The organism is Binatus sp. (SeqCode), from assembly GCF_036522015.1.
Taxonomy (GTDB): Bacteria; Desulfobacterota; Binatia; order Binatales; family Binataceae; genus Binatus.
The window spans coordinates 17,538-28,167 of the sequence record NZ_DATDGQ010000189.1 but is presented as its reverse complement, the minus strand read 5'-3'; the positions used below and the strand labels follow the sequence as shown (position 1 = coordinate 28,167).

The 10,630-nt window shown below is 60.9% G+C and carries 8 protein-coding genes; 7 read left to right on the top strand and 1 reads right to left on the bottom strand.

Annotated features, from left to right (window positions below; translation table 11 throughout):
- The 7 genes from treY to VIW95_RS08050 form a co-directional block, all read left to right on the top strand.
- Positions 1 to 2,515, top strand: a 2,515-nt coding sequence (treY, locus tag VIW95_RS08080; protein ID WP_331585199.1) for a malto-oligosyltrehalose synthase, incomplete at its 5' end; no start/stop codon positions are given.
- Positions 2,512 to 4,281, top strand: a complete 1,770-nt coding sequence (gene treZ, locus VIW95_RS08075; RefSeq protein ID WP_331585197.1) for a malto-oligosyltrehalose trehalohydrolase — start codon at positions 2,512 to 2,514, stop codon at positions 4,279 to 4,281. The genes treY and treZ, both read left to right, overlap by 4 nt.
- Positions 4,278 to 6,074, top strand: coding sequence for a glycoside hydrolase family 15 protein (locus VIW95_RS08070; protein ID WP_331585195.1), 1,797 nt, complete (start codon positions 4,278 to 4,280; stop codon positions 6,072 to 6,074). The genes treZ and VIW95_RS08070 overlap by 4 nt, the downstream gene beginning before the upstream one ends.
- Positions 6,075 to 6,144: 70 nt before the next feature.
- Positions 6,145 to 7,293 carry an extracellular solute-binding protein gene (locus VIW95_RS08065; protein ID WP_331585201.1) on the top strand — a complete coding sequence of 383 codons (1,149 nt, stop codon included), beginning with the start codon at positions 6,145 to 6,147 and terminating at the stop codon, positions 7,291 to 7,293.
- A gap of 53 nt (positions 7,294 to 7,346) precedes the next feature.
- Entirely contained in the window at positions 7,347 to 8,141 is a 795-nt protein-coding gene (locus VIW95_RS08060) for a sugar ABC transporter permease (protein WP_331585193.1), read from the top strand.
- The gene (locus tag VIW95_RS08055) at positions 8,138 to 8,977 is read left to right on the top strand and encodes a carbohydrate ABC transporter permease (protein ID WP_331585191.1); all 840 of its coding nucleotides are present in this window, start codon (positions 8,138 to 8,140) and stop codon (positions 8,975 to 8,977) included. Before VIW95_RS08060 ends, VIW95_RS08055 begins: the two co-directional genes overlap by 4 nt.
- Before the next feature lie 8 nt (positions 8,978 to 8,985).
- On the top strand, positions 8,986 to 10,050 hold the full coding sequence (locus VIW95_RS08050) for an ABC transporter ATP-binding protein (RefSeq protein ID WP_331585189.1): 1,065 nt from the start codon (positions 8,986 to 8,988) through the stop codon (positions 10,048 to 10,050).
- 21 nt (positions 10,051 to 10,071) lie between these two features.
- Here the strand turns inward: VIW95_RS08050 and VIW95_RS08045 are convergent, their stop codons facing one another.
- Positions 10,072 to 10,608 carry a hypothetical protein gene (locus VIW95_RS08045; protein WP_331585187.1) on the bottom strand — a complete coding sequence of 179 codons (537 nt, stop codon included), beginning with the start codon at positions 10,606 to 10,608 and terminating at the stop codon, positions 10,072 to 10,074.
- Positions 10,609 to 10,630: the final 22 nt, after the last annotated feature.

Here is a 10,630-nt window from a genome sequence, read left to right as displayed (position 1 = left end):
CGGTAGCACCCATGGCTACGACGTGACCGATCATGGGCGGCTCAATGACGAGCTCGGCGGAGCGGCGGCCTACGGGCGTCTCAGCGAGCGCCTGAAGCAGGCAGGTCTGGGCCAGGTGCTCGACATCGTGCCGAATCACATGGCGATCGATCGCGAGAATCCGTGGTGGTGGGACGTGCTCGAGAATGGGCCTTCGAGCGCCTACGCGGAGTTCTTCGATGTCGATTGGGAACCGCCAGAACGCCGCATCCACAATACGCTGCTGATGCCGGTGCTCGAGGATCAATACGGCATCCTGCTCGAGGCTGGGAAACTCAAGGTCGTTCGCGAGGGCGGCAACTTCGAAGTGCGCAACGGCGACCGGGTGTTCCCGGTTGCGCCACGGTCGTTGTGGCAGATTCTCGCGCCGGCGGCGGTGAAATGCGGGAGCGATGCGCTCGCTTTTCTCGCGGACGGATTCGATGCGCTGCCGTCGCCGTCCTCGACCGATCTCAAGAGCATCACCCGGCGCCATCGCGACAAGAAGTTGCTGGCGGACATGCTCACGAAGCTCTTGAATGAGGACGCGGTGGTGGCGAGAGCGATAGACGAAGTCATCGCGGAGCTGAATGTTGATCCGGATCGGCTGCACGAGTTACTCGAGCAGCAGAACTATCGCGTCGCGTATTGGCGAATGGCCGCGCGCGATCTTGGCTACCGGCGCTTCTTCGATATCAATTCGCTCGTCGGCCTCAGAATCGAGGACGAGCGGGTGTTCTACGCGACTCATCAGTTGGTGATGCGGTGGGTTGCCGAGGGCCGTGTCACGGGGCTTCGCGTCGATCATCCCGACGGCTTGCGCGATCCACTGCAATACTTTCAGCGCTTGCGGGCGGCGTGCCCCGATACCTGGATCGTTGCCGAGAAAATTCTCCTTGGCGCTGAGAGGCTTCGTGAATCGTGGCCGATCGAGGGTACCAGCGGCTACGATTTTTTGAACATCGCAGGCCGGCTGTTTGTCGATCCCGCCGGAGAGCAGCCGTTGACGGACTTTTATCGCGAGTTCACCGGTGAGTCGGCCGACTATCCAGCGCTGGTTCGCGCGCGCAAGCAGTTTTCGATGCGCGATACGCTGGGTAGCGAGATCAACACTCTCACGGCAATGTTGCTGGACCTCTGCGAAGCTGACCGCCTCCACCGCGACTACACCCGCCACGATGCGCACGAGGTTATCCGTGCGACGGTGGCGTGCGTGCCGGTTTACCGCACGTACGTTCGTGAGCCGCGCGAAGTCGCGCCCGAGGACGATTGTCAAATCTCGGCGGCGATCGAGGCAGGCAAAGCATATCGGCCGGACCTTGAGGCGCGATTGTTCGATTTCCTGCGCGATATCCTGGCGCTGCGGACCGGGGGAAAGTTGGGCGCCGAGTTGGCCCTTCGATTTCAACAGATTTCGGCCGCCGTGATGGCGAAGGGCGTCGAGGACACCGCATTTTATTCGTTCAACCGAATGCTTGCGCTCAACGAAGTCGGCGGCGAGCCGGATTGTTTTGGCGTCACGCCCGCGGAATTCCTCGCGTGGTGCCGCAAGATGCATCGTCACTGGCCGCTCACGATGCTGGCGACGTCGACCCACGACACCAAGCGCAGCGAGGATGTGCGGGCGCGCCTGTTTCTCCTGTCCGAGGAGCCCGAGCGATGGAGCCGCGCGGTGATGGAGTGGGCCGCGATAAACGAATGCCATCGCAGCGGCGAGATTCCCGATCGAAACATGGAATATCATCTCTATCAGAGCATGGTCGGCGCGTGGCCGATCGAAAAATCGCGAATGCTCGCTTATGCGGAAAAGGCGGCGCGCGAAGCCAAGGTCCATACGTCGTGGACCGATCCGGTGCCGGCATATGAGGATGCGGTGCGGAAGTTCATCGGCGGCATCTACGACGATCCGAGCTTCATCGAGTCGCTGAACAAGTTTGTTGGTTCGCTGATCTATCCCGGGCGGATAAATTCGCTGGCGCAAACGCTGCTGAAAATTACCGCGCCCGGGGTGCCGGATTTCTACCAGGGTTCAGAGCTGTGGAACCTCACACTGGTCGATCCCGACAATCGCCGGCCGCCGGATTTCGAGCTGCGCCGCCGTCTGCTCGCCGACCTCAGAAACGCAACGCCCGAACAGGTGATGGAGCGTATCGATGAGGGGATGCCCAAGCTGTGGTTGATTCGGCAGGCGCTCGCACTGCGCAAGCAGCGTCCGGAATGGTTCGGCAAAGAGGCCGGGATTGAGCAGCTCGAAGTTCGCGGTGAGCGCCGCGATCACGTCGTCGCTTTCATGCGCGGTGAATCCGTCGTGACGATTGTGCCGCGGCTGGTCGCGAAGCTGGGCGGCGATTGGCGCGACACGGAAGTCGAATTGCCGCGCGGCGAATGGACGAATCATCTGACCGGCGAGCGATTGCGCGGTAGCCGCATAAAGCTGCCCGAGCTGATGCGGCGATTTCCAGTCGTGTTGCTGGCGCGCGAGGGCGCTTCGCCGTGAATCGGCGCACGGTCTGGGCGCCATCGGCGGCAAGCGTCGCGATGGTTACAGCAAATCAGCGTGTCGAGATGCGTCGAGGGAGCGGCGGTTGGTGGCACGCCGAACTGGATCCCGAATTGGCGCGCGCCGACTACGCCTTTAGTCTCGACGGTGGGCCGCCGTTGCCGGATCCGCGTTCGCCGTCTCAGCCCAACGGCGTGCACGGAATGTCGCGCCCGGTCGATCATTCCAGCTTCGAATGGCGTCATGCGCAATGGCGGCCGGCTCCTCTATCGTCGGCGATCATTTACGAGTGCCACATCGGCACGTTTACGCCCGCGGGCACGTTTGACGCCGCCGCTGAGCGGCTCGCCTCCCTACGTGATCTCGGCGTTACCCATGTGGAGGTGATGCCGGTGAGCGAGTTCCCGGGCGCGCGCGGATGGGGCTACGACGGCGTCGATCTCTTCGCGCCGCATCATTCGTACGGCAGCCCTGACGCGATGAAACGCTTCGTGGATGCGGCGCACGGGCGCGGCCTCGGCGTTATTCTCGACGTCGTTTACAATCACCTCGGTCCGGAGGGGAACTATCTCGGCAAATTCGGTCCTTACTACACCGACCGATATCACACGCCCTGGGGCGAGGCGCTCAACCTCGACGATAGAGACAGCGACGAGGTACGGCGGTTTTTTTGCGACAACGCGTTGATGTGGCTGCGCGACTATCGCATCGACGGCCTGCGCCTGGATGCGATCCACGCAATTTTCGACTACTCCGCGATTCCCTTTCTCGAGCAACTCGGCGTGGAGGTTCACGGTCTCGAAGCCGAAGTTGGACGCCATCTGGTGGTGATCGCGGAAAGCGATCTCAACGAACCGCGAATCGTCACCCCGCGCGAAGCGGGCGGCTTTGGCCTGGACGCGCAATGGAACGACGATTTTCATCATTCGCTGCACACCATCCTGACCGGAGAGACCGCCGGCTACCTGGCGGACTTCGGCTCGATCGCGCAGCTCGCGAGATGCCTGACCCGCGGCTTCGTGTACGACGGTACATATTCGAAGAGTCGCCGGCGCAGGCATGGCAGACCGGTGCTCGGGCTGTCGGCGCATCGATTTATCGCGTTCACGCAGAATCACGACCAGGTCGGTAATCGCGCGATGGGCGAGCGTCTCGGACATCTCGTGAATATTGACCACCTCAAGATTGCGGCGGCGCTGCTGATGACCGCGCCGTTCGTTCCGATGCTGTTTCAAGGCGAGGAGTGGAACGCGTCGAGTCCGTTTCAGTATTTCACCGATCATCTGGACGTGGCGCTTGCGGAGGCTGTACGCAAAGGCCGCAAAGCGGAATACGGACCGTTCGTCGCCAATGCGTCGGAGATTCCGGATCCGCAGGCATCGCAGACTTTCGAGCGATCGAAACTCGATTGGGAAGAGCGCGAGCGCGGTGCGCATCGCGAGATCTTCGAATGGTATCGGCAGCTGATCGCTCTTCGCCGATGCATACCGGATCTGGAAGACGGACAACTCGATCTCGATGCGGTCGCATTCGACGAATCGGCGGGCTGGATCCGCATCCACCGCGGCGAGTCTGCTGTGATTTGCAACTTTGCGCCAGCTCCGCAACGCATACCTATCGGGCACGGTGCGGCAGGGTTGCACGTTTCTCTCGCGTCCAGGTCCGGGGTTCGCATCGATGATGCCGCGATTGAAATGCCGCCGGTTTCCGTCGCGGTCCTGGTGGCGAGAGATCGCGGTCCTTCAGCGGGAGCGTTCGAATGAGCAGCCCGATCGAGAACTATGCGCTGATCGGAAATCTGCGCACGGCGGCACTCGTCAATCGTACCGGTTCGATCGACTGGATGTGCATTCCGCGGTTTGATTCGGGCGCGTGCTTCGCATCGCTCCTTGGAACCGAAGAGAACGGACGATGGCTCGTGGCGCCGCAGGGCGGCGTCAAGCAGGTCCGGCGAAAGTATCGCGACGATACGCTCGTGCTTGAAACCGAATTCGAGACTGAGAGCGGCGTCGCGACGGTCGTCGACTTTATGCCGGTCGCCGAGCGGCCAGGGCAGGTCGATCTGATTCGAATCGTGAAGGGCATCCGCGGGCAGGTGCCGATGCGAACGGAACTGACTATCCGTTTCGATTATGGGCACACGATCCCGTGGGTGCGAAAACGCGACTATGGTATCAGCGCAATCTCGGGGCCGAACGCGATCGCGTTTCGAACAGCGGTTCCCTTGGACAGCAAGGACTTTACCACCATCGGCGAATTTACTATCAGCGAAGGTCAATCAGAGTCTTTCAGATTGACCGGGTATCCTTCGCACGAAGATGAACCCGGTGATGGTGATCCGCTCAGCAAGCTGTCGGCGACCGAGCAACGATGGCGCGATTGGGCGGGCCGATGCAGTTGCCAGGGCGAATGGCGCGACGCTGTAATGCGGTCGCTAATCACGCTGAAAGCTCTTACCTATACGCCAACCGGCGGCATCATCGCGGCGCCGACTACATCGCTCCCCGAATGTCTCGGCGGACCGCGTAACTGGGACTATCGATTTTGCTGGCTTCGCGATTCCACTTTTACGCTCTACGCACTATTGATTTCTGGCTATACGGATGAGGCGCGCGCGTGGCGCGAATGGCTACTCAGAGCAATAGCAGGTCATCCGCAAGATACTCAGATCATGTATGGAGTAGCGGGCGAACGAATGCTCACTGAGTTGGAGCTGCCGTGGCTCTCATGCTATGAGAAAAGTGCTCCAGTTCGTATTGGCAACGCCGCCCACGAGCAATTCCAGCTCGACGTGTACGGCGAGGTGATCGACACGCTGCACGTCGCGCGCAAATACAAACTGGAACGCAACGACGACGCCTGGCGGCTTCAGAGCGAGCTGATGGATTTCCTTGAGTCGGGCTGGAAGCAACCGGACGAGGGAATCTGGGAGGTGCGCGGCCCGCGCCGCGATTTCACGCATTCGAAAGTGATGGCGTGGGTGGCGGTCGATCGATCGGTAAAAGAGATTCGTCATGGCTTCGGCGACGGGCCGCTCGATCGATGGCTCGCATTGCGCGACGAGATCCATCGCGACGTCTGCGAACGTGGCTTCGACGTGGAGCGCAACGCTTTCGTTCAATACTACGGCTCGAAATCGCTGGACGCGTCATTGCTGATGATTCCGCTGGTCGGCTTTCTGCCGGCAAAGGATCCGCGTGTAGTCTCGACCGTAGCTGCAATTGAGCGCGAACTGATCTACAAAGGCCTGGTGCTCAGGTACCCGACCGAGACTGGCGTCGACGGACTTCCGCCGGGTGAAGGCGCGTTCCTGCCGTGCACGTTCTGGCTCGCTGATAACTATGCGCTCGCGGGCCGTATTCAGGAGGCGCGGGATCTGTTCCTGCGCCTGCTCGATCTGCGCAATGATGTCGGCCTGCTGTCCGAGGAATACGACCCCGCTCTTCGCAGGCAGCTCGGAAATTTTCCGCAAGCCTTTACCCATGTCTCCCTGGTCAATACGGCCCACAACCTCATGCCGGCTAAAGGCCCCGCTGAACATCGATCCGAGCATTGATCGATCGAACCGATGCGAGCCGATGCATCTATTGCGGACATCGACGCTGTCTCTAGCCCTGGTGCTTGCGATGCTTGTTGGGGGATGCCACAGCTCACCGGAGCCTGATCAGCTCAACATCGCGCTGGCGGTTTTCCCCGACGAAGCCGCGCGCTACGGAACGTTCGTCGCCAATTTCGAATCGCAACATCACGTGCATGTGAAAGTGTTCGCACAGACCTACACCGACATACTGCAAGCGATGCGGGTGCAAGCCGGGAGTCATGGAACGCTGGACCTGGTTGAACTCGATCTAGCGACACTTGGAGAAGCTCACGGGTACGCGCAGCCGCTGGACACCGTAGTATCGCCGCCGGCGCGGGGGTTGTTTTCGAAAGAAGCGTGGGATGCGGCGACCATCGATCGCCAACTCTACTTTGTTCCGCACCGGCTGATGTGGCAGGCAATGATCTACAATCGGGTCGAGGTGCCGAAGCCGCCTGCGACCTGGGCCGAGCTCGAGCGTTTCGCGCGCATGCACCCCGGCAGGCTCGCGCTGAAAGGCGCACGCTACGAGGGCGCTGTTTGCGATGTGATGCCCTTCGTATGGACGGCGGGCGGCAGCGAATGCGCGCCGGATTCGCCGGGCTCGCTCCGAGCGCTCGACTTTATCCGGCAACTCGCACCCGACTTGAACGACGAGTCCGGAGTGTTTCGCGAGATGTCGGTGCTCGAGGCGCAAGCTCGCGGATCGGTGTGGATCCATTTCAACTGGCCGTTTGCGATGGGCTATCTGCACGCGAAAGGCTTGGCGCCCAACGTGAATCTTAGTGCGCCAATTCCGGCGGGACCCGACGGTAGCGCCACTCCGCTCGGCGGCGGCTACCTTGCCATTCCGAATTCCGCGCCTCATCCGAAGCTCGCCGCGGAGTTCATTCGGTACCTGCTGACGGCGGATACACAAGCGAAGTTGAGCCGCGAACTCGGATGGTATGGCAGTGTTCCGCCGGCGCCGGGAAGCGAAGACGCGCAACTTTATGCCGGCTATACCGCGATGGGTGCGTTCGTGCGCGCGCGCCCGACGGTCGATTGCTACGCCGATCTGAGCGATCAGTGGCGGCGCGCAATTCGCGCCGTGCTGTTTAACGACACTGCGCCAGTTTCGGCGATCGCGTCGAACGTCCTCGACGCCGCCGACCGATGCGCCTGCACCGAATCCGCTCCAGGTTCACAGCTGTGAATGCCGCCGCAAGGAGGCTTCGGACGGTCTTCGTCGTCGTACCGTGCATCTTCATGATCGCAATGCTGGTGCTGCCGGCGTTGAATGGCCTGGTCGTTTCCTTCGATCATGACGGTCCTTCGCTCGCCAACTACCGGATTCTTTTCCACGATTCGATGTTCTTGCGCGCGCTCGCGAACAACCTGCTGGTGCCGTTCGGGAGTGTCGTCGTCGAATTTATACTCGGACTCGCGTTGGCATTGACGTTGACGGCGCGCCGCAACCGCTCCGCATTGATCGAAACTGCCGCGATACTGCCATTTGCGATCCCCGAAATCGTGATTCTGACGCTCGCGCGCTATATCTTTATGCCGCGCGGATATCTGAACGGCGCTATCGCAACGGCGGGGATGCCCGCGCTTCCGTGGCTCAGCCCGCGCAGCCCGCTCGCGATGCTCACGGTCATCGTGGTTGACGCGTGGCATGTAACTCCGGTCGTGATGCTGATGTTGATGGCGGGGTTGCAAACAATCCCGGACGAGCTCTACGAAGCGGCGCGTCTCGACGGCGCTGGAACTTTCGCCACTTTCAGGTTCGTGACGCTCCCGATGCTGATGCCGGCAATCGTTGGCGCACTGATCCTGCGCGGCATCGACGCGCTGAGGATTTTTTCAACTGTGCTCGTACTCACTGGGCCAGAGGGAGTTCCCGTGCTTTCGACCTATTCGTACAGCTTGTGGGATGACGCTCAGAAACCGCACGAAGCGATGGCGGCCTCGATGATCCTTGCGCTGATGGTGACGGTGATCGGCTTCGGCGGTCTGTTGCTTGCGCGCCGATTCTCGCGCGACGATGGAGCCCTGGCGTGAACAATCCGGCACGCGGCGATCGTATCGGGGATCTTTTGCAAGCGGCGCGCTTCGCGCTGAACGCGTTCGTGCTCATAGCTGCCACGTTGCCGCTCTACCTGCTTGCGAAACAGTCGGTAACCCCGGAACTCGAAACCTTTGCGTGGCCGCCGCATTGGATGCCGCATCATCTGACACTCGCGCACTTCATCAGCGTGTTTGCGGTCAACGAACTTCGCAGCGCCGTGCTGAGGAGTTTGGGCGTCGCCACTATCTCTGCCGTGATCGCAACTTTGCTTGGCGCGATGCTTGCGCATGCGATGGCGCGCAGCTCGTTCGCGCAGGGCGTCGGGTTTTCGACGGTATCCGGTATTCGGCTGTTACCGATGATTGCCGTGGCGATTCCGCTCGGGATAATTCTGGCGAGTGTTGGAATCTACGACACGCCAAGCGGAATCGGGCTGGCGATTGTGCACGCCGCGCTCGCGATACCCACCGCCGCGCTGACGTTGTACGCGTCCTTCGTTGCGATTCCTCTCGAGATCGAAGAAGCGGCGTGGATCGACGGTGCGTCGCCGCTGCGGATTTTTCTGACGATCGACCTGCCACTGGCGCGCGCTTCGATCGCGACGGCGTTAATCCTTTGCTTCATCCTGAGCTGGGATGAATTTGGATTTGCGTTGCTCGTGCAGCAGACTAATCGCACGCTTCCGCCGCTGCTTTACTACTATACCGTGTTCGGAAACGTCGGCCCCGCCAGTGCACTCGCGCTGCTTATGATGATTCCGGCGGTCTGCGTCGTCGTCGCGCTGGGTCCGTCCTTGCGGGGAGCTTTGACTGCGGGGAGTTCGCGCTAGGCGGATGCATGGATGACCTCGTCCTTCGCAGCCTGACGCGCAGTTTCCCCTCTGGTGGAGGCGTTTTCGACATTTCTCTCACCGTGCAAAGCGGAGAATTTCTGGTCCTGCTCGGTCCGTCGGGATGCGGTAAAACTACCTTGCTTCGGCTGATCGCCGGCCTGGAATTTCCTGACAGCGGGGAAATTCAAATTGGCGAAGCGAACGAGGCCTCGAATAAGACGCATCGCGAGTCGATTGCGATGGTGTTTCAGAATTTCGCGCTTTATCCGCACATGACGCTGTTTCAGAACATCGCGTTTCCGTTGAAGCTCCGGCACGTCGCGCGGGAAGAGACCGAACGGCGCGTGAAGGAGAGCGCTGCCAAGGCGGGACTCACTGTGGATCTCAAAAGATTTCCGCGCGAGCTGTCGGGCGGCGAACGGCAACGCGTCGCGCTCGCCCGGGCGCTGGTGCGCGAGCCGGAAATTATCCTGATGGACGAGGCGCTCGCGAGCCTCGACGCACAATTGCGCGCGTCGCTGCGGCTCGAGCTGAAAGAGTTTCAGCGCCGCACCGGGCGTACCTTCGTGTACGTGACTCACGACCAGGTCGAAGCGCTAGCGCTGGCAGACCGGCTGGTGGTGATGCGCAAGGGAAGGGTCGAGCAGGTCGGAGGACCTCAGGAGATTTTCGATTGCCCGCAGAGCGAATTTGTCGGCACCTTCGTCGGCAACCCGCCGATGAACGTTTTCCTCGCGGAGAAGGCATCGACCAGCGGAAGCCTCACCGTCAACGGCGTCGATTTCAAAATCAAACCGCCTGAAGGGAGTCCTGCGGAAATCAGGGTCGGAATTCGCCCCAACGATCTAAGCACGGAAGAAGGGCAGGGCCGCGGATCGATCGAGGTCGTGGTCGGGAGTGTTGAGTTCTCGGGCGCAACCTACATCGTGTACGCGAAGCTTGGAGATTCTCCGATTTGCACTGAATTGCCGCGACGCGTCGAAGTCGGCGCGCGTTTGAAGCTGTTTTTTGACACGGCAAGAGTGCATCTCTTTGATCCGTCAACGGGTAAGCGTCTCGAGCCCGCCTGATTCGCGCGACAGCGATTCAAGCTAGTTATCGAAAGCATGCTGGCGGCCGTGACGTCTGCGAGCGCGGGCGTAACGTAGATTTTGTTGTTGCTGGTGCTGCTGCCACGCCCATAGTCCAACGGCAAGTGCACCTACGACCGCGGCGCCGATCAGAGCCGTGCGCTGCGAGTTCGGATCAGCATAGCGATAGTTCCACTCCTGCGATGGCACGCTTTGAGGGTAATAGCTTTGCGGAGGGATGGCTTGCGGCGAATATCCCGGTTGGGGAACGGCTGCACCCGAAGGTCCATTGTTGTTCTGACGCATGTAGTCATCGATACTGCCGACACCGGAAGGGAGATTCGCCTGGGCCAACTGGACAGGAGTGTCGTCGACTCGTGCCGCCGTTGCATAGCCGTTGAACGCGAGCGAAGTGTCAGCGAAGGTCGACGCATTCGGCAATGCGACAGTCGAAATCGTTATCAGTGCGACCAGGAAAGCGCACGAAACACGGCAATGACGATGATCAACTGCTCGGTCCTGAATTTCCTGTGGTGCTCGCAAGACAAACGCTTCCACTCGCCGATGGCCCACTCTAATA

What these genes read in the sequence shown, in the direction of transcription:
- VIW95_RS08060 (WP_331585193.1), top strand. Translation starts at nt 7,347, where the DNA reads ATGATCGCAATGCTGGTGCTGCCGGCGTTGAATGGCCTGGTCGTTTCC.
- VIW95_RS08050 (WP_331585189.1), top strand. Translation starts at nt 8,986, where the DNA reads ATGGATGACCTCGTCCTTCGCAGCCTGACGCGCAGTTTCCCCTCTGGT.
- VIW95_RS08065 (WP_331585201.1), top strand. Translation starts at nt 6,145, where the DNA reads ATGCTTGTTGGGGGATGCCACAGCTCACCGGAGCCTGATCAGCTCAAC.
- VIW95_RS08070 (WP_331585195.1), top strand. Translation starts at nt 4,278, where the DNA reads ATGAGCAGCCCGATCGAGAACTATGCGCTGATCGGAAATCTGCGCACG.